Annotated in this window: 25 protein-coding genes; 3 read left to right on the plus strand and 22 right to left on the minus strand. The window is 43.2% G+C overall.

The window, feature by feature from the left end:
- Positions 1 to 141: 141 nt before the first annotated feature.
- From M1F63_RS06735 to cdaA, 5 genes are all read right to left on the minus strand, one after another.
- A complete protein-coding gene (locus M1F63_RS06735) occupies positions 142 to 990 on the minus strand; it encodes a DegV family protein (protein ID WP_061420530.1) in 849 nt (282 codons plus the stop codon).
- Positions 991 to 992: 2 nt separating this feature from the next.
- Positions 993 to 1,367 carry a DUF1149 family protein gene (locus tag M1F63_RS06740; RefSeq protein ID WP_001050092.1) on the minus strand — a complete coding sequence of 125 codons (375 nt, stop codon included), beginning with the start codon at positions 1,365 to 1,367 and terminating at the stop codon, positions 993 to 995.
- A gap of 73 nt (positions 1,368 to 1,440) precedes the next feature.
- Positions 1,441 to 2,793, minus strand: a complete 1,353-nt coding sequence (gene glmM / locus M1F63_RS06745; protein WP_070696279.1) for a phosphoglucosamine mutase — start codon at positions 2,791 to 2,793, stop codon at positions 1,441 to 1,443.
- 30 nt (positions 2,794 to 2,823) lie between these two features.
- The gene (locus M1F63_RS06750) at positions 2,824 to 3,621 is read right to left on the minus strand and encodes a CdaR family protein (protein WP_070696276.1); all 798 of its coding nucleotides are present in this window, start codon (positions 3,619 to 3,621) and stop codon (positions 2,824 to 2,826) included.
- The gene (gene cdaA / locus M1F63_RS06755; RefSeq protein WP_001011078.1) at positions 3,608 to 4,465 is read right to left on the minus strand and encodes a diadenylate cyclase CdaA; all 858 of its coding nucleotides are present in this window, start codon (positions 4,463 to 4,465) and stop codon (positions 3,608 to 3,610) included. Before cdaA ends, M1F63_RS06750 begins: the two co-directional genes overlap by 14 nt.
- Positions 4,466 to 4,601: 136 nt before the next feature.
- Here cdaA and M1F63_RS06760 point away from each other — a divergent pair, with 136 nt between their 5' ends.
- Positions 4,602 to 5,570: an NAD(P)/FAD-dependent oxidoreductase gene (locus M1F63_RS06760; RefSeq protein ID WP_038805964.1), complete on the plus strand. Its 969-nt coding sequence runs from the start codon at positions 4,602 to 4,604 to the stop codon at positions 5,568 to 5,570.
- 32 nt (positions 5,571 to 5,602) lie between these two features.
- On the opposite strand, the gene whiA is transcribed toward M1F63_RS06760, so the two are convergent.
- From whiA to M1F63_RS06805, 9 genes are all read right to left on the minus strand, one after another.
- Positions 5,603 to 6,514: a DNA-binding protein WhiA gene (gene whiA / locus M1F63_RS06765; RefSeq protein WP_038805963.1), complete on the minus strand. Its 912-nt coding sequence runs from the start codon at positions 6,512 to 6,514 to the stop codon at positions 5,603 to 5,605.
- Positions 6,511 to 7,488 (minus strand): YvcK family protein, encoded by a 978-nt coding sequence (locus M1F63_RS06770; protein WP_001231053.1) that lies wholly within the window; start codon positions 7,486 to 7,488, stop codon positions 6,511 to 6,513. The genes whiA and M1F63_RS06770 overlap by 4 nt, the downstream gene beginning before the upstream one ends.
- Positions 7,485 to 8,375, minus strand: coding sequence for an RNase adapter RapZ (rapZ, locus tag M1F63_RS06775; RefSeq protein WP_000163039.1), 891 nt, complete (start codon positions 8,373 to 8,375; stop codon positions 7,485 to 7,487). Before rapZ ends, M1F63_RS06770 begins: the two co-directional genes overlap by 4 nt.
- Before the next feature lie 51 nt (positions 8,376 to 8,426).
- Positions 8,427 to 8,807, minus strand: coding sequence for a RidA family protein (locus M1F63_RS06780; protein WP_001140420.1), 381 nt, complete (start codon positions 8,805 to 8,807; stop codon positions 8,427 to 8,429).
- A 9-nt stretch (positions 8,808 to 8,816) separates the two neighbouring features.
- Complete coding sequence (gene yihA / locus M1F63_RS06785) at positions 8,817 to 9,404, minus strand: ribosome biogenesis GTP-binding protein YihA/YsxC (protein ID WP_000405203.1); 588 nt, start codon at positions 9,402 to 9,404, stop codon at positions 8,817 to 8,819.
- 8 nt (positions 9,405 to 9,412) lie between these two features.
- Positions 9,413 to 10,645, minus strand: coding sequence for an ATP-dependent Clp protease ATP-binding subunit ClpX (gene clpX, locus M1F63_RS06790; RefSeq protein ID WP_002879862.1), 1,233 nt, complete (start codon positions 10,643 to 10,645; stop codon positions 9,413 to 9,415).
- 201 nt (positions 10,646 to 10,846) lie between these two features.
- Entirely contained in the window at positions 10,847 to 11,353 is a 507-nt protein-coding gene (locus tag M1F63_RS06795; protein ID WP_084940539.1) for a dihydrofolate reductase, read from the minus strand.
- Between the two features lie 118 nt (positions 11,354 to 11,471).
- Positions 11,472 to 12,146: a (d)CMP kinase gene (gene cmk / locus M1F63_RS06800; protein ID WP_247941048.1), complete on the minus strand. Its 675-nt coding sequence runs from the start codon at positions 12,144 to 12,146 to the stop codon at positions 11,472 to 11,474.
- Positions 12,147 to 12,155: 9 nt separating this feature from the next.
- Positions 12,156 to 12,662, minus strand: a complete 507-nt coding sequence (locus tag M1F63_RS06805; protein WP_247941049.1) for an SAG1386/EF1546 family surface-associated protein — start codon at positions 12,660 to 12,662, stop codon at positions 12,156 to 12,158.
- Between the two features lie 45 nt (positions 12,663 to 12,707).
- On the opposite strand from M1F63_RS06805, the gene M1F63_RS06810 reads away from it, so the two are divergent.
- Positions 12,708 to 12,911, plus strand: coding sequence for a ferredoxin (locus M1F63_RS06810; RefSeq protein WP_002874767.1), 204 nt, complete (start codon positions 12,708 to 12,710; stop codon positions 12,909 to 12,911).
- A 75-nt stretch (positions 12,912 to 12,986) separates the two neighbouring features.
- Here M1F63_RS06810 and M1F63_RS06815 read toward each other — a convergent pair whose 3' ends face one another.
- The 6 genes from M1F63_RS06815 to M1F63_RS06840 all read right to left on the minus strand — a co-directional run bounded on the left by M1F63_RS06815 (position 12,987) and on the right by M1F63_RS06840 (position 20,248).
- A complete protein-coding gene (locus tag M1F63_RS06815) occupies positions 12,987 to 13,952 on the minus strand; it encodes a glycosyltransferase family 2 protein (RefSeq protein ID WP_125837605.1) in 966 nt (321 codons plus the stop codon).
- Between the two features lies 1 nt (position 13,953).
- On the minus strand, positions 13,954 to 14,973 hold the full coding sequence (gene galE, locus M1F63_RS06820; RefSeq protein WP_247941050.1) for a UDP-glucose 4-epimerase GalE: 1,020 nt from the start codon (positions 14,971 to 14,973) through the stop codon (positions 13,954 to 13,956).
- 255 nt (positions 14,974 to 15,228) lie between these two features.
- Entirely contained in the window at positions 15,229 to 16,332 is a 1,104-nt protein-coding gene (locus M1F63_RS06825) for an NAD(P)/FAD-dependent oxidoreductase (protein ID WP_247941051.1), read from the minus strand.
- A 16-nt stretch (positions 16,333 to 16,348) separates the two neighbouring features.
- Positions 16,349 to 17,146: a Nif3-like dinuclear metal center hexameric protein gene (locus M1F63_RS06830; RefSeq protein ID WP_247941052.1), complete on the minus strand. Its 798-nt coding sequence runs from the start codon at positions 17,144 to 17,146 to the stop codon at positions 16,349 to 16,351.
- The gene (locus tag M1F63_RS06835; protein WP_247941053.1) at positions 17,133 to 17,810 is read right to left on the minus strand and encodes a tRNA (adenine(22)-N(1))-methyltransferase; all 678 of its coding nucleotides are present in this window, start codon (positions 17,808 to 17,810) and stop codon (positions 17,133 to 17,135) included. Before M1F63_RS06835 ends, M1F63_RS06830 begins: the two co-directional genes overlap by 14 nt.
- A gap of 101 nt (positions 17,811 to 17,911) precedes the next feature.
- The gene (locus M1F63_RS06840) at positions 17,912 to 20,248 is read right to left on the minus strand and encodes a cation-translocating P-type ATPase (protein WP_084849280.1); all 2,337 of its coding nucleotides are present in this window, start codon (positions 20,246 to 20,248) and stop codon (positions 17,912 to 17,914) included.
- 132 nt (positions 20,249 to 20,380) lie between these two features.
- Between M1F63_RS06840 and M1F63_RS06845 the strand changes: the two genes are divergently transcribed.
- Positions 20,381 to 21,130 carry a lysophospholipid acyltransferase family protein gene (locus M1F63_RS06845; RefSeq protein ID WP_247941054.1) on the plus strand — a complete coding sequence of 250 codons (750 nt, stop codon included), beginning with the start codon at positions 20,381 to 20,383 and terminating at the stop codon, positions 21,128 to 21,130.
- Between the two features lie 42 nt (positions 21,131 to 21,172).
- Here M1F63_RS06845 and M1F63_RS06850 read toward each other — a convergent pair whose 3' ends face one another.
- On the minus strand, positions 21,173 to 21,865 hold the full coding sequence (locus M1F63_RS06850; RefSeq protein ID WP_247941055.1) for an alpha/beta hydrolase-fold protein: 693 nt from the start codon (positions 21,863 to 21,865) through the stop codon (positions 21,173 to 21,175).
- Positions 21,846 to 22,856 (minus strand): ABC transporter substrate-binding protein, encoded by a 1,011-nt coding sequence (locus M1F63_RS06855; RefSeq protein WP_247941056.1) that lies wholly within the window; start codon positions 22,854 to 22,856, stop codon positions 21,846 to 21,848. The genes M1F63_RS06850 and M1F63_RS06855 overlap by 20 nt, the downstream gene beginning before the upstream one ends.
- Between the last annotated feature and the right edge of the window lie 14 nt (positions 22,857 to 22,870).

Raw genomic sequence — 22,870 nt, forward strand, 5'->3', positions numbered from 1 at the left:
GACTAAGATACAAAGGACGTTAGCTGCCCATGAAAAATAGGGAATGGCGCTGACTTTCTACGAAAGGCAAGACAGGCATCTTTTTTCAAGAGGCAGGTAGGCCGTGTTCAATTGCTAAGATACAAAGCCTGTAAGAACAATTTAGACGATTGGTGTATAGCTCAAGGCGATACTACCTTCTCCAAGGTGGGTCCCAATAACACTACCAAAGGTTTCAATTGGAATTTCAGCAGTCACACCACTCTCCATCAAAAGCTGACGTAAATCCGCTGCCTTTTGAGGAGCGTTCCCATGAATGACTGTTATACGGTAGTCCCCATCTTTTGTCAACTCCTTGATGATTTCCACCAAACGTTTGATTGCTTTCTTTTCTGTACGAACTTTTTCGTAAACTTCAATCACTCCTTGGTCATTAAAGTAAAGAATAGGCTTGATACTGAGGAGATTCCCTAAGATGGCTGCCCCATTTGACAAACGTCCTCCTTTAACCAAGTGATCGAGGTCATCTACTATGATAAAGGCTGAATTATCAGCAATTTGAAGAGCTAATTTCTCCTGAATCTGAGCAAAATCATCGCCTTGTTCTGCCCATTCAAAGGCACTCTCCACCATAAATCCTAGAGGGGAACTTGTGATATGGGTATCTGGAAAGGCAATGGTCAAGCCATCATATTCATCCAACATGTATTGGATGTTCTGATAAAAGCCTGAAATTCCTGACGAAAGAAAGAGTCCCAAGACATGGGTATAGCCTTCATCTTTCAAGGAACTTAGAATCTCATCCAATTTGGCAATACTTGGTTGACTAGTTTTAGGCAATTCTCCAGACTGAGCCATTTTTTGATAAAATTCCTCAGCAGTCAGATTGACACCTTCGACATACTCTTCCCCATCAATATTGACAGGAATATCCAAGATAAATAGATTCTCTCTTTGCAGCGTCTTCTCCTCTAAATAGGCTGAAGAATCTGTAATGACAGCTAATTTCATGACTAAAACTCCAAATTGATCCCTGGAAGATCCAAGGCAATTTCTGTTACTTCATACGTCAAACGATTGAGCATGTTCAAACATGGACGTGCCAAGGTTTCGACTTCTTCTTGGTTAAATTCGCTTGGTTCGTTGACAATACGACCTTCCACATGGTTCACTTGGGAAATTGTTCCGCTGATGACAAATTTGTCAAAGACAATCATAAAGCTCAAGATAACGACTAAAGAAGTCACTTGGTTTTCTTGGTCATGTTGGAGTAACTGAAAGTTCACGTCTACCTTGGTTTCAGGAGCTCCATTTTCATTTTCCCATTCAAAGTTACGAGCATCAAAGTGATACTGGCTAACAAATTCTTGTTCTCGTTTAAGATTCATTTTTCTCTCCCATTGCTACAATTTACTATGCAATTGTACCACATTTTTATCATTTCATCTAGTTTTCTAGGCTTTAGTCAATTCCAATTTCATCTTTAACAACAGCAGCAATCGTATCTACGTAGTAGTTAACTTCTTCTGTTGTTGGGGCTTCTGCCATGACACGCAAGAGGGGTTCTGTTCCACTTGGGCGGACAAGGATACGACCGTTCCCTGCCATTTCTTCTTCCATCTTTTCGATGATTGTCTTGATGGCTGGTACTTCCATAGCCTTTTCTTTCATGGCATTTTTCACTCGGATATTGACCAGTTTTTGTGGGTAAATCGTCACTTCTGATGCCAGTTGAGACAAGCTCTTGCCTGTTTCTTTCATGATTTTAGTCAATTGGACAGCTGATAATTGACCATCACCAGTTGTATTGTAATCCATTAAGATAACGTGACCAGACTGTTCACCACCAAGATTGTAGCCTGATTTTCTCATTTCTTCAACGACATAGCGGTCACCAACAGCAGTCACTGCCTTGTTAATACCGGCACTCTCCAAGGCCTTATGGAAGCCAAGGTTAGACATAACGGTTGTCACGATGGTGTTTTGAGCCAACTGGCCTTTTTCAGAAAGATATTTTCCGATGATGTACATGATCTTATCACCATCGACGATGTCACCATTTTCATCAACAGCAATCAAACGGTCACTATCTCCGTCAAAGGCCAAACCAATAGCTGACTGGCTTTCTTTGACCACTTCTTGAAGAGCTTCTGGATGTGTAGAACCCACATTCAAGTTGATATTCAGACCATCTGGTGTCTCCCCAATAACAGTTATTTGAGCCCCAAGGTCTGCAAAGATTTGACGAGCACTCGTAGACGCTGCACCGTTGGCTGTATCCAAGGCCACTTTCATTCCTTCAAGAGGAGTTCCAGTTGAAACAAGGTAGCCTTCATACTTACGTAAACCTTCTGGATAGTCCACTAAGGTTCCCAAGCCTTCGGCACTTGGACGAGGAAGGGTGTCTTCTGTAGCATCCAACAAGGCTTCGATTTCTGCTTCTTTTTCATCATCAAGTTTGAAGCCGTCCCCACCAAAGAATTTAATTCCATTATCAAGGGCTGGGTTGTGACTAGCGGAAATCATGACACCTGCACTGGCTCCCTCAGTTTTAACCAAGTAAGCTACTGCTGGTGTTGCAAGGACACCGAGTTTGTAGACGTGAATCCCTACAGAGAGGAGACCTGCCACTAAGGCAGATTCTAGCATTTCTCCTGAGATGCGTGTATCACGTCCTACAAAGACTTTAGGGGCTTCTGTTTCGTGTTGGCTAAGAACATAACCACCAAAACGTCCCAGTTTAAAGGCCAATTCTGGCGTCAGTTCTACGTTTGCTTCTCCACGGACTCCATCGGTCCCAAAATATTTACCCATTTTATTTATCATCCTTTTCTACTATTTTGTTTAGTCCTGTTTAGACGAGTCTGGTTTCGTTTCTGAACTCGTTGAAGACGAACTGCTGGTTGAAGAGCCCGTTGACGAGGTCGTTGACGAAGAACTCGAGCTAGACGATACTGTTTTTGTTGTAATTTTCATAGTTGTGTCAAACGGCATAATGACGCTTGGTAAGACATTTCCATTTTTATCGACTGCTTGTAGAGGAACAGAGGACGAGTAGTTTCTAGTTATCCGTTCACTCGTCGGTAAGATGGCAATGACACGATCTACTTTGGAGAGGGTTTCCTCATCACTAATAACCGTTACTTTTTCATCTGATACAGTAACTGTATCGATTTTCACGCGAGAATCAATCTGACTAGGATCAATCTCCGGCACAACAATGACATTGTCTCGTTTTGCTTTTTTACCAACCTTCACTGTTATCTTTTGCGGTGTCGCAACAGCCGTCAAACCACTCGGTAAATTTTCAATAGTCAGAGGAACTTCGATGGTTCCTACACTAGCATCAGAAAGATCAGCCGTCACCTTAAATTTGCGGGTACTTTCCTGCATCTCACTCGCTAAAGCAACTCTGTTTGAGCCTGTTAGAAAGACCGTCACCTCAGATGTAAAACCACTGATAAAATACTGATCACTGTCATACTGAATATCAATTGGGACATTAAGAACTGTGTTTGTATAAGTCTCCGTCCGCACCTGTCTGGCACTGTTGCTATTCTGATAGTTTGTCAATGTTGCATAGATAAAGAGAATGCAGGCGAAAAAGAAGGAAGAAATGATGTATAGACTATTTTTTCTCATGTTTCAATCCTCCTAGCAAGCGCTCTTTCAGACCTTGCTTTTTCTCTGATTTTGGAAGTAAGATTCTTCTTAACTCCGATTCAAACTCTTCCAAGGTCAAATCATGCTTAAAGACTCCATTATAGGTGATTGAGATTCCACCCGTTTCTTCCGAAACCACAAAGGTAAGAGCATCTGACACTTCCGACAAACCAATCGCCGCCCTGTGACGCGTTCCAAACTCCTTGGAAATCCCGGTATCTTCGGTCAGGGGTAGATAGGCTGAAGTGACGGCAATCCGGTCTTCCTTGATAATGACAGCACCATCATGCAAGGGAGTATTGGGAATAAAAATATTGATAAGCAATTCAGCCGAAATTTTAGCATCTAAAGGAATCCCTGTCGAGATGTATTCCTGCAAGGTTCTTACTCGCTGAACCACTACAAGCGCCCCAATCTTACGAGGACTCATGTATTCAACTGATTTCACAAATGCACGAACCATTTGCTCTTCCGCACTGATAGGGGCATTGGAAAAGAAATCAGTAGCCCGACCCAATCGCTCCAAACCAGTCCGAATCTCTGGTGAAAAGATAACCACTGCTGCAATCACCCCGTAGGTGATGATCTGATTGATCAACCAGGAAATAGTTGTTAAACCAATCATATTGGAAAGAATCTGGGCTAGAATAAAAACTAAGACTCCACGGACCAATATCATAATCTTGGTGCCTGCAATAGCTTTAGTAAAATGATATAAAATATAAGTCACAATGAGAATATCAATCAGATTGGTGACTATACTCCAAGGACTTGAAAACAAACTCGTCCAGTATTGTAAATTGGATAATTGTTGAAAATTCATCCTTGGCCTCCTCCCTGTCAAAACACTTTACTCATCATTATACCATTTTTTGCCCATTTTTTCCCTATCCTACCTCATTTTAAATTAAGCAAAATTATGATAAAATAAACTGACTAGAAAAAACGAAGGAGAAATCATGTCTCAACTCTATGATATTACCATTGTAGGTGGCGGTCCTGTCGGCCTCTTTGCTGCCTTTTACGCCCACCTACGCCAAGCCAAAGTCCAAATCATCGACTCTCTTCCCCAGCTCGGTGGTCAGCCTGCCATCCTCTACCCTGAAAAGCAAATCCTTGATGTGCCAGGTTTTCCAAATCTAACTGGAGAAGAGTTAACCAATCGCTTGATTGAACAGCTAAACGGCTTTGATACTCCTATTCATCTCAACGAAACCGTTCTTGAGATTGAAAAACAAGAAGAAGGCTTTGCCATTACAACCTCTAAAGGTAGCCACCTGACTAAAACAGTTATCATTGCCATGGGTGGTGGCGCCTTTAAACCGCGTCCGCTCGAATTGGAGAACGTTGAAGACTATGAAAATATCCACTACCACGTTTCCAATATCCAACAATACGCTGGCAAGAAAGTAACCATCCTTGGTGGGGGAGACTCAGCTGTGGACTGGGCTCTAGCTTTTGAAAAGATTGCCCCAACTACTCTCGTTCACCGCAGAGATAATTTCCGCGCCTTGGAACATAGTGTGCAAGCCCTGCAAGAATCGTCTGTAACCATTAAAACACCGTTCGTCCCTAGCCAACTTCTCGGAGATGGAAAAACACTCGACAAACTAGAAATCACCAAAGTCAAATCAGATGAAGCCGAAACTATCGAAGTAGACCATCTCTTTGTCAACTATGGTTTTAAATCATCTGTCGGAAATCTAAAAAAATGGGGTCTGGATCTCAACCGACACAAGATTATCGTCAATAGCAAGCAAGAATCCAGCCAAGCGGGTATTTACGCTATCGGAGACTGCTGCTACTACGAAGGAAAGATTGACTTGATTGCCACAGGACTTGGAGAAGCACCAACTGCTATTAACAATGCCATCAACTACATCGACCCTGACCAAAAAGTGCAACCAAAACACTCAACAAGTTTATAAGAAAACAACCACGGATTGAATAATCCGTGGTTTTATAATTCATCTGCAATCTTGTTTATTTTTCGGAGTCTGTGGTTGACGCCACTTTTGGTTAGGGGATTGCTCAGGCTATCTGCCAACTGCTGGATAGAGTAATCTGGGTGCTGGATTCGCAACTGAGCCACCTCTTGCAAATCCACGGGTAAATTTTCCAAACCCATTCTATCTTTGATTTTACTGATATTGTTGATAGTCTTCATACTAGCAGAAACCGTTCGAGCGATATTGGCTGTTTCAGCGTTATTGGCTCGATTGAGATCATTACGGGTTTCACGCAAAATCTTGACGCGCTCAAAATTATCACGCGCCAGCATGGCCCCAATCACGATCAAAAAATCCATGATGTCTTCTGCACGTTGGAGATAGGTAACTGCACCTTTCTTGCGCTCAATAACCTTGGCGTCCAGCAAAAACTGCTGAAGGAGAGAGGCCAGTCCTTGGGCATGGTCCAGATAAACAGAACTAATCTCCAACTGGTACTTGCCAGACTCAGGATCTCGGATGCTACCATTTGCCAGAAAGGCTCCACATAAGTAAGCACGTCCAGCCTCCTCATCTGCTAAGATATCGGGATCAATACCCGTCTCCAAACCAAAGAAGGAATCCGCAAGCCGCAAATCAGCTAAAAGCTCCTGCACCCTCTCATCTGTATAGACCGTATAGACACGATTCTTACGAAGATTGCTTCTCTGATGGTGTCGAATCTCAGACTTAATCTCATAAAAATGGAGAAAGGACTCATAAAGGTGCCGAGCTAACTTAGCATTTTCAGTTACAACTGACAAGGTCAAGCCTGAAGTCGAGAGACCGATACTGCCAGACATCTTGATAATAGCAGACAATTCATGACGGCTGAGATGGTGTTGACCAAGAATTTCCTCTTTTACTGCGACTGTAAAACTCATTTTCTCACCTGTATAATGCGCATCAATTCATCTACAATCAAATCGCCATCATGGAAGGCACCTCCATTTTCCAAACGAAGGAAGTTGGATGAAATCACACGAGGAACCTGCTTGCAAAGACCAGCAAAGTCATGCTCTACCTGAACCAAATATTCATCGAAACGGTTGGTATCCATGTATTCTCTAGGAACCTTCTCAATATTGACCAAGACTGTATCAATAAAAGGCCGACCTAGATGGCGATGGAGGACTTCCACGTGGTCACTGTCTGAAAAGTGCTCTGTTTCCCCACGCTGAGTCATGATATTGCAGACATAGGCGATTTCCGCCTTGGTTTCCAAGAGTGCTTGCCCAATCTCCTCAATGACAATATTTGGCAAAATTGATGTAAAGAGTGAACCAGGCCCCAAGACGATCATGTCACTCTCGAGAATAGTATTGACTACTCGACGGCTGGCTTGGGGTGTTTCATCATCCAAGGTATTGGTCACATAGACATGGTCGATCATGCCTGGATGATCTGCAATGTGGCTCTCACCCGCCACTTCTGAACCATCTTTAAAGACTGCATGCAAGGTCAAAGGCTGATCGCTTGATGGATAAATTTTTCCTGTTGTGTGGAAAAAGAGACTTAGCAGCTGCATGGCATTATAAGTGGACCCTTGCATTTCAGAAAGCCCTGCTATAATGATATTTCCTAGAGGATGACCCGCAAAAGCACCAGCGTCTTCTGAAAAACGGTACTGAAAAACCTTCTCATAAAACTTAGGCATATCCGACATAGCCACCAGAACATTACGAAGATCACCTGGTGGTGTCAGCTGTTGGATATTCTTTCTTAGTTCACCAGAAGAGCCACCATCATCAGCTACCGTTACGATGGCTGCGATATCAACATCCTTTTCTCGCAAACTTTTCAAAATGACGGGGATACCCGTTCCTCCACCAATCACCGTTATCTTTGGTTTTCTCATGAACGGTTTACCGTTTCCTTTCTTCTGTCTTTGTCACGATGGCTTTCATTGACAGGCCAATTTTTAGCAAGGTCCTCTGCGATTCGTTTGGCAAAGGCAACACTACGGTGCTGCCCACCTGTACATCCTACTGCAATGGTCAAGACGGACTTGCCTTCTTTTTTGTAACTTGGCAAAATGGGTTCAATCAAGGCGAGTAAGTGCTGATAGAAACTTTCAGACTCTTCATGATTCATCACATAGTCATAAACTGCTTGATCCTCACCTGTCTGATTACGGAGTTCAGGGAGGTAGTATGGATTTGGCAAGAAACGGACATCAAAGACCAAGTCTGCATCAATAGGGATACCATACTTGAATCCAAAAGACATGACTTCGATACGGAAAGACTGGGCTTGTTCTTGGTCTGAAAATTGCTCTGCAATGGTTTTACGAAGTTCACGCGGAGTGAGTTCTGTCGTATCCACCACATTTTGACTCATATTTTTCAAAGGTGCTAAGAGTTCACGTTCCAGCTTGATGCCATCTAAAATTCGACCATCTGCTGCTAGAGGGTGACTTCTTCTCGTTTCCTTATAGCGTGCCACCAATTCCTTATCTGCTGCGTCTAAAAAGAGGATTTTGAAGTCCAAATCGTCTTGGTTTTCCAATTCATCCAAAACTGCCTGAATCTCTGAAAAGAAGGAACGGCTACGCATGTCCACCACTAGTGCTAACTTATGGTCATCATCCTTGGTCTCAACCAACTGCAAGAACTTTGGCAAGAGGGCTGGTGGCATATTGTCAATAGTGAAATATCCCAAATCTTCGAAGGACTGAATGGCTACCGTTTTCCCTGCGCCACTCATCCCTGTCACAATCACCAAGTGAAGTTGTTTCTTTGTCATCTATCTCTCCTTATATTAAAAAAAGTTTGGCAGAGCCAAACTTCAACTAGCTTATCCAATCTCTGCGATTACTTCAATTTCGACTTTTACATCACGAGGAAGACGTGCAACCTCTACAGCTGAACGAGCTGGAAATTCCTCTTTAAAAGCGGTCTGGTAAACCTCGTTAAAAGGAACAAAATCGTTCATATCGCTCAAGAAGCAAGTTGTTTTGACAACGTGGTCAAAGTCTGTCCCCGCTTCAGCCAAAATAGCACCGATGTTTTTCAAAACTTGTTCGGTCTGTTCTTGAATCGTTTCTCCAACGATTTCCCCAGTTTCAGGAGACAGAGGAACTTGACCGCTAGCAAACAAAAGATTGCCAACGATTTTCCCTTGAACATAAGGTCCGATAGCCTTTGGTGCCTTATCTGTATGAATTGTTTTTGCCATTTCTTTCCCTCACAATTTTTCTAATATTGCATCCCAAGCCTGATCCATCCCTGCCTTGCTGACAGATGAAAAGAGGATGAAGTCGTCACTTGGGTCAAAGTTTAATTTCTTTTTGATTGCTGATTCGTGCTTATTCCACTTACCACGAGGAATCTTGTCCGCCTTGGTCGCAACGATGATAACCGGAATCTCATAATACTTGAGAAATTCGTACATCTGCACATCATCTGCTGATGGGTCATGGCGGAGGTCAACCAGACTGACCACCGCACGGAGATTTTCACGAGTTGTGAGGTACTCCTCAATCATGCGCCCCCATTTTTCACGTTCCTTTTTAGAAACGCGGGCATAGCCATAACCTGGTACATCCACAAAACGCATCTTGTCATCAATGTTGAAGAAGTTGAGTAACTGGGTCTTCCCAGGTTTTCCTGATGTACGAGCAAGATTTTTGCGGTTCAACATGGTGTTGATAAAGCTAGACTTGCCGACATTTGAACGCCCTGCAAGGGCAATCTCTGGCAGTTCATCCTGCGGATAGTGGGACTTGTTTGCCGCACTGAGCAGGATTTCAGCATTGTGTGTATTGATTTCCATAGTCACCTCTAGGCTGTTTCTAGAATGGGTTTTTCCGTTCCATCAACAGCTTCTTTTGTGATGCGGACCAATTTCACATTTTCCTGACTCGGTACTTCAAACATAACATCTAGCATGGTTTCTTCGATAATAGACCGAAGACCACGCGCACCAGTTTTGCGTTCGATAGCCTTATTGGCGATTTCTTGAAGGGCTTCATCTTCAAATTCCAACTCAACATCATCATAAGAAAGCAAGGTTTGGTATTGTTTCACCAAGGCATTTCTTGGCTCTTTCAAGATGCGAACCAAGTCATCGACCGTCAATTGCTCAAGAGCAGCAAAGACAGGCAAGCGTCCAATCAACTCAGGGATAATCCCAAATTTTTGAATATCTTCTGCGATGATTTCTTGCATGTAGGAGCTGTTTTCGTCAATCGCCTTGTTATTTTGGCCAAAACCGATGACTTTTTCTCCCAGACGTTGTTTAACTATTTCTTCGATGCCATCAAAGGCACCACCCACGATGAAGAGGATATTTTTGGTATCTACTTGAATCATCTCTTGTTGTGGATGTTTGCGTCCACCTTGAGGCGGTACGCTAGCAACGGTTCCCTCGATAATCTTGAGGAGAGCTTGTTGCACTCCTTCACCCGAAACATCACGTGTGATAGACACATTCTCGCTCTTCTTGGCAATCTTGTCAATTTCATCCACGTAAATAATCCCACGCTCTGCACGTTCGATGTTAAAGTCAGCAGCCTGCAGGAGTTTGAGGAGGATATTTTCCACATCCTCACCCACATACCCAGCCTCAGTCAGAGCTGTCGCATCTGCAATAGCAAAAGGCACGTTCAAGCTCTTAGCCAAAGTCTGAGCCAAGAAAGTTTTCCCTGAACCAGTTGGACCAATCATCAGGATATTTGACTTCTGCAAATCCACATCTTCTGACTCTTCACGCGTATCGTGGAAATTAATGCGTTTATAGTGATTGTATACAGCCACTGCCAAGGCACGTTTGGCACGATCTTGACCAATCACATAGTGGTTTAAGATATTGAGGAGTTCGATTGGTTTTGGTACTTCAGACAAGTCTGCCAAAACTTCCTCGGCCAACTCCTCCCGAATGATTTCCTGGGCCAATTCCACACATTCATTACAGATAAAGGCGTTGTTCCCAGCGATTATTTTCTTTACTTCTTCTTGGCTCTTGCCACAAAATGAGCAATAAACCATCATATCATTTTTCCTATTTGTAGGCATGATTTCCTTCCATTCTAATTTATCATTCTATCTAAAATAAGGTCATATAAAAAGCGTGGACACTGTTTACCAGATTGGTAAAAGCATTTAACCAGAGTAAGGCAGACAGTCCATAGCGCTTCTTACGAAAAGCCTGTGCTCCAGTCAAAATACAGATCACACACAAAAAAGCTGTAAAAAATCCAAATATACTGCGCTCCATTAGACTTCCTTTCTATCTCGGTATTCGATGGTAAAATCATAGTCGTTTTTCTCATCTCGGGTGTAAGATTTGCTTGCTACTGTCTCAAAACGAGACAAGTCAAACTCCTCAGGAAAATAGGTATCTCCCTCCACCTGAGCATGAATCTGCGTCACGATGATTTCATCTAAATAAGGCTCAAAAGCCTGAAAAATCTGCTTTCCGCCAATGATATAGAGATTTTTTTCCTGACTCTGATACCACGCTAAAACAGACTCCACATCTTGAAATACGAGCGCCCCATCTATGATTTCTTCGCTATTGCGCGTTAAAATCAGGGTTTGCCGTTTTGGAAGCAGACGACGTCCCATGCCATCAAAGGTCACTCGCCCCATCAGTATAGCATGATTTAAAGTTGTTTCCTTAAAATGTTGCAACTCTGCTGGCAAATGCCAAGGGAGACGATCTTCCTTCCCAATCACACCTTTTTCATCTTGGGCCCAAATGGCTATGATTTTCTTTGTCATGCTTCCGTCCTTTTTATTGATACTACTATTTTATCAAAATTCTCCCAAAAAGGCTGTTTTGAAACGCGCGCAAAAGAGAGAAAAGGAGCAGGCTTCATTCAGCCTGCTCCTCTCGTCCCTAGGATATATATTTTTTTGCTTCTGATTCGATTTTTTCAACCACTTCTTGGATACTTAGTCCAGTTGTGTCAAGGTAAACTGCATCCTCAGCCTGTTTGAGAGGTGAGGTTTCACGATGACTGTCCTTGTAGTCACGCGCAGCAATCTCTTCTTTCAACGTTTCCAAATCTGTCTCAATGCCTTTGGCAATATTTTCCTTGTAACGACGCTCTGCTCTTTCTTCAACAGAAGCCACTAAGAAAATCTTGAGTTCAGCTTGTGGTAAAACAACTGTCCCGATATCACGCCCATCCATAACGATACCACCTTGCTGAGCAATCTCTTGCTGGAGCGAAACCAGTTTTTCACGCACTTCAGGAATGGCAGCGATGCTTGAAACCTTGTTGGTCACTTCATTTTCACGAATCGGATGCGTAATATCAACATCTCCTACAAAAACAAGTTGCTCACCTGTTTCTGAACGACCAAAACTAATGGGGTGTTGGTTAAGAAGCTCAAGAAGTTGGTCTACATTTCCTGCATCCAACTGGTGCTTAAGCGCTATATAAGTCGCAGCACGGTACATAGCACCCGTATCGAGATAAGTGTAACCAAAATCTTTAGCGACAATCTTTGCGACCGTACTCTTACCACTCGAAGCTGGACCATCGATAGCAATTTGAATTGTCTTCATGACCGACTCCTATCTTGTCTTAATCACATCACCTGGGTTGGCAAACCAAGATCCAGATGACATGTGAGAAGGATTTAGGGCTTCTAGCTGGGCAATGGAAATCCCTGCACGTTGAGCAAGAGCTGCTTCTCCCTCTCCAGGTTGTACTGTAAGTGTTCCTTCACCCTCCGCATGTTCTTCCGAACTGCTCTCTGAAGGTGTTGATTCAGTAGAAGCTGTTTCCTCTACCTTGCTACTTGAAGATGATGATGCTTCCACTTTAGAACTTGCACTTGTAGAAGGAGACGATGCATCATAGAAGTCCTTCAAAGATGAAGTACGATTGCTTCCTCCGGTTGATAGGTAAATCAATACAACTACCATCGCTACAACAATTACAAAGAAGAGGCTAGCTAGAACCGTCAAGACACGATTCGCAACAACGCCTTTCCCTTTTTGTTTCCGGTGTCGACGCTCTGATCTTGTTTCTTCCTCATTGTTTTCGTAAATATCTTCTTGCCACGGTTCTTTTTCCATACCTTACTCCTTGTTTTTTTTACATTTTCTTATTACAATATAAATATGAAAGTCACACTTATACCCGAACGGTGCATCGCCTGCGGGCTTTGCCAAACCTATTCTGAACTCTTTGATTACCATGATAATGGAATCGTTCGATTTTACGATGATCCAGTTGAATTGCAAAGAGAAATCGCTGAGACCAGCGATGTTCTGGAGGCCATCAAAAATTGTCCTACAAGAGCACTTCTAAAAGATCCATCGTAGGAATCAGGGAATAAATATAATTGATTTTTTCTCATTTTTCCCACACCTACTAGTTTAGCATATTTCTAGGTAAAATTATAGTCTTTTTTGGTTATTTTTTCCTTCAATAATAGAAAGGTCACTTTTTTCTTTGACGAGATAGAGTGGTCTTTTTTTGGTCTCTAGATAGATCTTACTGATATACTTACCGAGAATCCCAATCGTCAGGAGCTGAATCCCTCCAAGAAAAAGAATGACAGCCATCAAAGAGGTCCAACCAGATGTGGGATTTCCCAAGATAAGAGTCCGAAACACTACAAAAACAGTCATCACAAAAGAAAGAAAACAAGATAGGAGTCCCGCTACAAAGGCTATACTCAAGGGAAAATCTGAAAAGTTAAGAATCCCTTCAATCGAGTAGAAAAAGAGTTGTCTAAAACTCCAACTGGTCTTGCCAGCCTGTCGTTCAACGTTTGGATAATCAAGATAGTGCGTTTTAAAACCCACCCAGGCAAAGAGTCCTTTAGAAAAACGATTGGACTCGGTCAGTGTTAAAATAGCATCTACCACAGACCTTCTCATCATGCGAAAATCACGGACACCTGAGGGCAAGGCCACTGGGCTAATTTTTTGCATGAGGCGGTAAAAGAGGTCAGCACAGAAACTGCGGAAAAAGGGTTCCCCCTCCCGACTAGTTCTCCGTGTCCCAACACAGTCTATATCTGCATTTTGGTCTAGTAAGGCTTTCATCTCAAGTAGCATACTAGGAGGATCCTGAAGGTCTGCATCCATCACGACCACCAGGTCTCCAGTTGCATGCTGCAAGCCTGCATACAGAGCTGCTTCTTTCCCAAAATTTCGCGAGAATGAGACATAACGTACCGCAGGATTTTGCATCCGATAGGCCTTCAAAAGCTCCAAGGTCCCATCACTTGAGCCATCGTCTACAAATACATATTCGACCTCTGCTCCCAATTCTGGAAGCAGTGCTTCAACAGACTGATAAAAAAGAGGAAGTACTTCCTCTTCGTTTAAACAAGGCACAATGATTGAAATCATCATCTTAGTCTTCAAATCCATTTGGATGCTTGCTTTGCCAACGCCATGCGTCTTCACACATTTGGGTGATGTCGAGTTCTGCTTCCCATCCGAGCTCTGCTTTGGCTTTTGCTGGGTCTGAGTAGCAGGCAGCTATATCACCTGGGCGGCGTTCTACGATGCGGTAAGGAATAGGACGTCCCACTGCTTTTTCCATATTTTGGATAATTTCAAGAACGGAGTAACCTTTCCCAGTTCCAAGGTTATAAATGTTAAGACCTGAACCTTTTTGGAGTTTTTTCAAAGCTGCAACGTGACCTTTAGCTAAATCGACAACGTGGATATAGTCACGAACCCCAGTTCCATCTTCTGTATCGTAATCATCTCCAAATACTTGCACTTGCTCTAGTTTGCCCACTGCTACTTGTGAAACATAAGGCAAGAGATTGTTTGGAATTCCGTTAGGATTTTCTCCCAAGTCTCCACTTTCATGCGCTCCGATTGGATTAAAGTAACGCAGCAAGACCACATTCCATTCTGAGTCTGCCTTGTAGATATCCGTCAAAATTTCCTCTAGCATGAGCTTAGTACGACCGTATGGATTGGTCACTGAAAGCGGAAAATCTTCTAAGATTGGAACTGTATGAGGGTCTCCGTAAACTGTCGCAGAAGAACTGAAGATGATGTTCTTACATTTATTTTCTTCCATAGCTTTCAAAAGACTAACAGTTCCTGCGATATTGTTGTCATAGTAGGCAAGAGGGATGCGGGTTGATTCGCCAACAGCCTTCAAACCAGCAAAGTGAATGACACCAGTCGGTTCTTCCTGCTTGAAAATATCTCTGAGAGTATTAGTATCACGGATATCTGCCTCATAGAAAGGAATCTCAACTCCTGTGATTCTTTCAACAACTTCTAAACTTTTACGATTGCTATTGACAAGATTATCCACCACAACGACTTGATGACCTGCTTGGATCAACTCAATAACAGTGTGGGTTCCGATAAATCCAGCACCACCAGTTACCAAAATCTTTTCTTGCATCTTTTTTCCTCGATTCTCGGATTATTTTTTCTTATTTTATCATTTTTGATAGGGAATGTCATTTGACATCCTAAACCACCTGCTAAAATTTTAGTAAAATGCTTATACTCTTCGAAAATCAAATTCAAACCACGTCAGCGTCGCCTTACCGTGGGTATGGTTACTGACTTCGTCAGTTCAATCCACAACCTCAAAACAGTGTTTTGAGCAGCCTGCGGCTAGCTTCCTAGTTTGTTCTTTGATTTTCATTGAGTATTATTCGCTTTTTACTCGTTTGACATAGTTTGTAATTGGGTAGTTTACTGGGTCCAAGGTCAACTCCTTGTCTTGGACCAGCTGGGCTAGATGGTAACCGATAATCGGACCAGTTGTGAGGCCTGATGAACCTAGACCGCTAGCCGCATAAACACCCGCTAAGCCTGGCACCTGTCCAAAGAAAGGGGAGAAATCACTGGTATAGGCGCGAATTCCTACACGCTCACCTGATGATTTCGCTTCTGCCAAGGCTGGATGGTATGGTAAGGCTGCATCCTCCATTTGTTGGAGCAAGGTTTCATCTACCGTCAAGTTAAATCCCATGTCGTTTTCATGGGTAGCGCCTAAGGACAATTTCCCACCTGCAAAAGGAATCAAATCCCACTCCCCTTCTGGCATGACAACAGGGTAAGTTTCCATATCTTTGGAAATCTGATAATCTCGGAGTTGCCCTTTCTGAGGACGAACATCCACATCATAACCCAAGGGTTCTAATATGTACCCCAGCCAAGCTCCCGTCGCCAAAATAACCTGATCAAACACCTCTTCATCAATCTGGTAACCTGATGCTAAAGGTGTCAGACTCACTTTTTCTTTGACCAGCTTGACTTGACTGGCTTCTAGCAGACGAGTCACTAAGAGTTGGCCATCTACTCTCGCCCCACCAGAAGCATAGAGCAGGTGGTCGAATCCCTGCAAGCCAGGGAATAATTCATTCGCAGACGTTTGGTCTAAAATGGCTAACTGACCTATCAAGGGAGATTCTTCTCTGCGCTGGAGAGCTAGTTCATAGAGTTCTTCCAACTTGGATTCATCCTTTTTCAAGAGAAAAACTCCCGAACGCTGGTAAAAGTCTATTTCCTGACCTGACTTTTCTAAATCGTCCAATAAATCCACATAAAAGTCAGCCCCCAAGCGCGCCATCTTATACCAGGCTTTATTGCGACGTTTGGAAAACCAAGGACTGATAATTCCCGCTGCTGCCTTGGTTGCCTGACCTTGGCCATGGTCAAAAACAGTCACCTCTAAATCTGCTTCTTTGGAGAGGTAGTAGGCAGCTGTCGCCCCCACAATCCCTGCTCCGATAATGGCAACTTTTTTCATTGTCTTCACTTTCTAACTAGATATGGTGGAAAGGATTGGTCGATGCTTGGCTAGGTATGATATCAATGGTCCAATCCTTTTCTGCCTTCCATTGATTAAGGAGGTCAGCAATTTTTTCGACAAAAAGAATTTCGATATAGTGGCCCGGGTCCAGCGCCAACAAGCCATCAGACAGCATATCCTGAGCTGTGTGGTAATAGATATCGCCAGTGATATAGACATCTGCTCCCTTAGCTAAAGCATCCTTATAGAAAGATTGACCACTACCGCCACAGATAGCCACTATTGAAATGGGCTTCTGCAAATCACTCTCTTGATAATGAACCATTCGAAGACTATCTAGATCAAAGACTTGCTTGACATGCTGGGCCAATTCCCCAAAGGTCTGAGGCTGAATATTTCCAATACGACCAATCCCACGTTCTGGACCTGTTTCCTGAAGATAAGTTGTCTCCTCAATACCTAGCATCTGGCAGAACCAGTCATTGAGGCCATTTTCAACGATATCAATATTGGTATGGCTGACATAAACTGCGATGTCATGCTTGATGAGGTCGATGTAAATCTGATTTTGCGGACGGCTGGCTACCAAGTCCTTGATGGGACGAAAGATAGGCGCGTGCTTAACGATAATCAAGTTCACACCCTTTTCAATGGCTTCAGCAACCGTCTCTTCTCGAATATCCAGAGCAACCATGACCCTTTGGATATCCTTGTCTAAAGTACCGATTTGCAGGCCACGACTGTCTCCCTCCATGGAAAATTCCTGAGGACAAAAGTCTTCATAACGTTTAATCACTTCACTTGCTAGCATGGAGTACCTCCTTGATGGCTTGAATTTTATGAGCTAGAACTTGACGTTCTGCTAGATTTTTTTCTGGGATTTGACTGAGGGCAAATTCTAGCTTAGTTGCTTCTTTTTGCCACTTTTGAACAAAGACTGGACTGATCTCTTTGGACAAGAAAGGACCAAAGCGAAGGTCACTGGCTGATAACTTCATTTGTCCCGCTTCCACCACCAAAATCTCGTAGAATTTGCCAGCTTCTTCTAGGATGCTTTCTGCTACGATCTGGAAACCGTGGTCTTGCAACCAGATACGCAAGTCGTCTTCACGATTATTGGGTTGGAGGATTAAACGTTCTACACTCGCAAGTTTATCCAATCCTTCTTCTAATATGGTCGCAATCAAACGCCCTCCCATACCAGCAATGGTGATAACCGATACTTGGTCTTCCTCTTCAAAGGCTGCCAAGCCATTGGCTAAACGAACCTGGATTTTCTCCTTTAACCCGTGACTTTCAACATTCTTAACCGCAGACTGGTAGGGTCCTTCTACGACCTCACCAGCAATAGCACGCTCAATTTTCCCTTTTTCTACCAACTCAATAGGCAGATAAGCATGGTCACTCCCCACATCTAGTAAAATAGCTCCCTGTGGTACAAAAGACGCCACCAATTCTAATCTCTTTGAAATCATCTTCTCTCACTTTCCAAAACTCTATTACCTCTTATTATACCATATTTCAGCTAGCAATCTTTCACCTAAAAAGACCGCAATCCACAGATTGCAGCCTTTCTTTATTTTCTGGCTTGGTAACGACTAGTCAAGATGAAAATCACGGTAAATACCAGCATCATGGCCCCATAAACAGGCAACGTTTGTCCTGTCAAGGTTGAAATTTCAAGCAACTTTTGGATCATTGGGAAAAGAGCTGTGGCTAGGAAACCACCTACTGACCAGACAACCAAGAGGACACGCCAGAGGGTAAATGGCATGCAAGCTCTAAATACGGATAAGAAACCAATTGACCCAAGGAGATAATAGAGTAGGGTTGAGATTTCTAACTCAGACCAACCTTGACTCGCTCCAAATATTTTCACAAAGAGAACGCTGAACACGACCATGAGTGCGCTTGGTAGGGCGCGAAGCATGGATCTTCTGAGGAAGTTTGGTTCAACAGGCTTGATATTTCGCTCAAAAGTCAGAACGAATGGTGGGAACCCTTCCACAAATTGGTCGATCATGGTAATCTGGATTGGAATGAAGGGGAAAATCAAGATCCATTCAGACCGCCCTAGTAAAACACTAGCAATACAAATCACCGCGAGCAAGAAGGAATAAATCGTCTTAATCAAGAAAATCGGTGCAATGTGGGCAATGTTATTAACCACGCGACGACCTTCAAAGAGAATCTCAGGAACATCATTAAAGTCTGAGTTCAAGAGAACCAGATTGGCAATCTGACGAGTCGCAGGATCTCCCTCAGCCATCACGATAGAGCAGTCTGCTTCACGAAGGGCCAGAATATCATTGACACCGTCCCCTGTCATAGCCGTTGTATGACCCGCTTTTTTCAGGGTTTGGATGATGAGTTTCTTTTGATGAGGGGAAACACGTCCGAAAATAGCTGTCTCTTCAGCCATGGCAATCAATTCCTCATCCGTGATTTTTGAACAATCTACATAGCTGTGATAGTCTGCAAAACCAGCTTTCTGGGCAATGCTGGAAACCGTGACTGGATTATCACCAGAGATAATCTTGAGGCCCACTTCTTGAGAACGGAGATAGTCTAGCGTCTCTGCTGCTCCCTCTCGAATAGGATCCAAGATCTCCAGCAGTGCCAAGGCTTGAATATCAGATGGTTTTTGTGGCTTGTGGTGGTCTAGTTTTTCTTGGCTGAGAGCCAAGACCAAGACACGTGACCCTCTCTCTAGGGCCTCTCTGGCTTCAGGGACTTCAGAGTCCAACAACATCTCAGGCGCCCCTAAAAAAACCGTCCCCAGACCTTCTAACTCCATAGCTCCCCACTTACGGTCGCTTGAGAAAGGAAGATTCGAAAGCATAGGATAAGCAACTTCTCCCACAAAACGCTGGCGAATAGCCTGGGCTGTTGGATTTTTATCCTCACTGTGAGCTATGTAGCTGGTCAAAATGCTGGCAATCGCATGCTCACCATACTCTTCAGTCAAAGGAATAACTGCCTCCACCTGCATCTTTCCTTGGGTGATGGTTCCCGTCTTGTCCAGACAGAGCATATCCACGCGCGCCAAGGTCTCGACAGAGTACATCTCCTGCACCAATACCTTTTTCAAGCCCAGCTTGATCACCGCAGTCAAGAGCGAAGTGATGGTCAAAAGGGCGATTCCCTTGGGCAACATACCCAAAAGGGCTGTTGACGAATTTACAACGGATGACTTGAGGGATAGGCCTTTTAACATCAAGGCTTCTAGCAAGAGAGCTAGACCAAAGGGAATGATAATCTTCCCAGTAAAACCAGCTAGCTTGTCCAGCGATTTCATGATACGGGAGTTGATCGGTTTCACTGTCTTAGCTTCCAGCATGAGTTTGGAAGCATAGTTGTCTGCCCCGACATGGTGAACTTGAGCCAAAACTGCGCCACTGGCTAGGAAACTCCCTGATAAAAGCAAGGCATCCACTTCTTTTTGAACCAAATCACTCTCACCCGTCAACATAGCTTCATTGACTTCCGCAAATCCTTCCAGAACCAGAGCATCACTAGGGATTTGCTCTCCAGCAGACAGACGAATGACATCTCCTAGAACCAACTCTTCTGGATCGAGAGCAACTTCTTGACCATCACGGATGGTTTTGACCTTTTCCTTGGTCATGAGATTGAGCTTGTCCACCATGTGTTTGGCCCGTAGCTCAGTCACAATCCCAGAAAAAGCGTTAAAGCAGATAACGGCAAAGAAAACCAGATTGCTCCAAGCCTGTACAAAGGCAAGCGCTAGGGCAATAACAAAGTTTAATGCGTTAAAAAGTGTAAAAACATTTCGTTTGATGATTTGCCAAGTACTGGTACTGGCTGAAGCGGTAAAGTCATTGACCAAACCTTGAGCCTGTCTTTCCTTGACTTCTCTTTGGGTTAATCCCATAATCTTATTTTTATCCATAAATTCTATCATATCATTTTTTTTAAAAGAATTCTAATTCCATCTAAAACTGTTGGCTGATAACTGAAAAAGTTTGCCAGTAGTCTTTTGATAAGGTATAATAATAAAAGCAATACAATCGAAGGAGATCTCATGTTTTATACTTATTTGCGTGGACTAGTCATGCTGATCTTGTGGTCCATCAATGGCAATGCCCACTATCACAATACTGATAAAATCCCTAGCCGAGACGAAAACTATATCCTCGTCGCTCCTCACCGTACCTGGTGGGATCCTGTTTACATGGCCTTTGCGACCAAGCCAAAACAGTTCATCTTTATGGCCAAAAAAGAGCTGTTTAACAACCGTATCTTTGGCTGGTGGATCCGTATGTGTGGCGCCTTTCCTATCGACCGAGAAAAACCTAATGCCTCTGCCATCAAGTACCCTATCAACGTCCTCAAAAAAAGCGACCGCTCTCTCATCATGTTTCCAAGTGGGAGCCGTCACTCAAATGATGTCAAGGGTGGAGTTGCCTTGATTGCAAAAATGGCTAAGGTTCGCATCATGCCTGTTACCTATACCGGTCCCATGACCTTGAAAGGCTTAGTCAGCCGTGAACGTGTGGATATGAACTTTGGAAATCCTATCGATATCTCAGATATCAAGAAAATGAATGATGAAGGAATCGAAATGGTTGCAGACCGTATCCAAGCAGAATTCCAACGTTTGGATGAAGAAACCAAACAATGGCACAACAATCAAAAACCAAATCCACTCTGGTGGTTTGTCCGCATCCCTGCCCTCATCCTTGCTGTGGTTGTTGGTATCCTAACAATCATCTTTACCTTCATTGCAAGCTTTATCTGGAATCCAGATAAGAAGAGAGAGTCTCTTGGTTAAAAAATACAATTATCCCTTAGCTTTTGCCAAGGGATATTTCTTTTATTCGATTTTCCATTTTTGGGACAACCAGTTGGAAAAGGCTAGAAATCGCTCAGCAACTTGCTCATGATGCCCAAAAGGATCAAAAACAAACTGACCAGTCAGATAACGTTTCTGAAGACTGGTATGGATCTGCTCAGCATAGGCTGGTGCTTGAGCCAAGCGATTGGTATGATGGGCTCCTTCTGTTTGGCCATTCTGTAAATACAGCAAACAATCTAAATTTTTCACCTTTTCTTCCTTGCAATAAGTCACAAAATCAGGATACCAAAAGGAACCACAGATAGAGAAGACACAGGAGACCTTGTCAAAGCTGAAAAGACTGTATACTGCCACCAAACCACCTAGTGAGTAACCTCCATAAGCAAGGCGATTTTTGTCCAGGCGATAAAGCGACTGCAACTTGTCTAAAAGATCTCCAAATAAATGACTATGATAGGCATTTGCCTGACCGCCAAAATCTGGAGCCCCCTCTCTCAGAGCAACTGCCTTCCATGGAGTGTAGTCGCCTAGGCGATTTTTAGAGGTCAAGCCCACTAAAATCACAGATTCTGAAAGGGAAGATAGAAAATCCAAGTTTCCATCATTCAAGAGAATAGCTGGATAGGTTTGGTTAGGATCATAGGTCGAAGGAAGGCTGATCTTAACTTGAATCCCTTCCCAATCAAACTCATTATTTATTGATAAAGTCATTGATTTTCTCAAGGGAATCAATCACTGCTGGACCATAGTCCATCAACTCATCGTAAGAAATGGTCATGATTTTTTGATTCTTAATTGCAGGAACATTTTCCAAAACTTCATTTGCCTTCATCAACTCTACTGCGTTGGCATCCAATTTTTTGTTGCGGTCACTAGTTACATAGATAATCAACTCCGGATCCATTGACACGAGATTTTCCAAGGTCAAGCCTGATGTTCCCGTTGCAACGTTGGTATAACCAAGTTGATTCAACAAGCTTTCTTGCAAAGCAGACTTGTAGGCACCAAAGGTTTCATCATTATAAGCAACCATAATCAAAGCCTTTTTCTTTTCACCTTGGCTTGTCGGGTTTGCTTTCTTAACAGCGTCAATTTTAGCTTGTAATTGGGCTGCGTATTCATTAGCCTTGTCCTGAACATTGAAAATCATTCCAAGATTTTTGACATCTTCTACGATATTTCCCAAATCTTGCTGAATCGTTGAGAGAGAAGCTTTTTGCGTATAGACTGGGATTTTGTTTTCATTCCAAGCGCTAACTGTTCCCAAGGATTTTTCTGAAAACATCATGTTTCGACCCATCACCGCATCTGGCTCATAAGAAAGGACTGTCTCTTGTGAGACTGTTTTTTTATCCCCAATTTGAGGAATGGTCGCAATAGCATCCTTGTATTTGTCCGTCACAGCATTGTCAGGGTTGAGCATGCCAGCAATTTTATCCTTCAAGCCTAACTCCAATAAGATTTCAGTGGTTGAAAGATTGTTGGTGATAACTTTTTCAGGTGCCTTGTCAAAGACTTGTTCGACTTCATTTCCCTTAGCATCATAGGTCTTGACCGTGAGTGGATAAGTCGTCTCTGTGCTGGCCTTTTGACTTGTTTCTGTGCTAGACTGTGTGGTAGCTTTTTCTGTAGTAGTGTTACCACAAGCTGCCATGGTTAGGGTAGCTACTGTTACGAGTAAAATGCTTAGTGTTTTTTTCATCTTGTTTTCCTTTT

Source organism: Streptococcus oralis, assembly GCF_023109155.1.
Classification (GTDB): domain Bacteria; phylum Bacillota; class Bacilli; order Lactobacillales; family Streptococcaceae; genus Streptococcus; species Streptococcus oralis_BZ.

Coding starts and splice junctions, on each gene's coding strand:
- M1F63_RS06855 (WP_247941056.1), bottom strand. CDS start 22,856: ATGAAAAAAACACTAAGCATTTTACTCGTAACAGTAGCTACCCTAACC.
- clpX (WP_002879862.1), bottom strand. CDS start 10,645: ATGCCTACAAATAGGAAAAATGATATGATGGTTTATTGCTCATTTTGT.
- M1F63_RS06810 (WP_002874767.1), top strand. CDS start 12,708: ATGAAAGTCACACTTATACCCGAACGGTGCATCGCCTGCGGGCTTTGC.
- M1F63_RS06780 (WP_001140420.1), bottom strand. CDS start 8,807: ATGGCAAAAACAATTCATACAGATAAGGCACCAAAGGCTATCGGACCT.
- rapZ (WP_000163039.1), bottom strand. CDS start 8,375: ATGACAAAGAAACAACTTCACTTGGTGATTGTGACAGGGATGAGTGGC.
- whiA (WP_038805963.1), bottom strand. CDS start 6,514: ATGAGTTTTACAGTCGCAGTAAAAGAGGAAATTCTTGGTCAACACCAT.
- glmM (WP_070696279.1), bottom strand. CDS start 2,793: ATGGGTAAATATTTTGGGACCGATGGAGTCCGTGGAGAAGCAAACGTA.
- galE (WP_247941050.1), bottom strand. CDS start 14,973: ATGCAAGAAAAGATTTTGGTAACTGGTGGTGCTGGATTTATCGGAACC.
- M1F63_RS06840 (WP_084849280.1), bottom strand. CDS start 20,248: ATGGATAAAAATAAGATTATGGGATTAACCCAAAGAGAAGTCAAGGAA.
- M1F63_RS06770 (WP_001231053.1), bottom strand. CDS start 7,488: ATGAGAAAACCAAAGATAACGGTGATTGGTGGAGGAACGGGTATCCCC.
- yihA (WP_000405203.1), bottom strand. CDS start 9,404: ATGGAAATCAATACACACAATGCTGAAATCCTGCTCAGTGCGGCAAAC.
- M1F63_RS06845 (WP_247941054.1), top strand. CDS start 20,381: ATGTTTTATACTTATTTGCGTGGACTAGTCATGCTGATCTTGTGGTCC.
- M1F63_RS06830 (WP_247941052.1), bottom strand. CDS start 17,146: ATGCTAGCAAGTGAAGTGATTAAACGTTATGAAGACTTTTGTCCTCAG.
- M1F63_RS06735 (WP_061420530.1), bottom strand. CDS start 990: ATGAAATTAGCTGTCATTACAGATTCTTCAGCCTATTTAGAGGAGAAG.
- M1F63_RS06795 (WP_084940539.1), bottom strand. CDS start 11,353: ATGACAAAGAAAATCATAGCCATTTGGGCCCAAGATGAAAAAGGTGTG.
- M1F63_RS06805 (WP_247941049.1), bottom strand. CDS start 12,662: ATGGAAAAAGAACCGTGGCAAGAAGATATTTACGAAAACAATGAGGAA.
- cdaA (WP_001011078.1), bottom strand. CDS start 4,465: ATGAATTTTCAACAATTATCCAATTTACAATACTGGACGAGTTTGTTT.
- M1F63_RS06740 (WP_001050092.1), bottom strand. CDS start 1,367: ATGAATCTTAAACGAGAACAAGAATTTGTTAGCCAGTATCACTTTGAT.
- M1F63_RS06835 (WP_247941053.1), bottom strand. CDS start 17,810: ATGATTTCAAAGAGATTAGAATTGGTGGCGTCTTTTGTACCACAGGGA.
- M1F63_RS06825 (WP_247941051.1), bottom strand. CDS start 16,332: ATGAAAAAAGTTGCCATTATCGGAGCAGGGATTGTGGGGGCGACAGCT.
- M1F63_RS06760 (WP_038805964.1), top strand. CDS start 4,602: ATGTCTCAACTCTATGATATTACCATTGTAGGTGGCGGTCCTGTCGGC.
- M1F63_RS06750 (WP_070696276.1), bottom strand. CDS start 3,621: ATGAGAAAAAATAGTCTATACATCATTTCTTCCTTCTTTTTCGCCTGC.
- cmk (WP_247941048.1), bottom strand. CDS start 12,146: ATGAAGACAATTCAAATTGCTATCGATGGTCCAGCTTCGAGTGGTAAG.
- M1F63_RS06850 (WP_247941055.1), bottom strand. CDS start 21,865: ATGACTTTATCAATAAATAATGAGTTTGATTGGGAAGGGATTCAAGTT.
- M1F63_RS06815 (WP_125837605.1), bottom strand. CDS start 13,952: ATGATGATTTCAATCATTGTGCCTTGTTTAAACGAAGAGGAAGTACTT.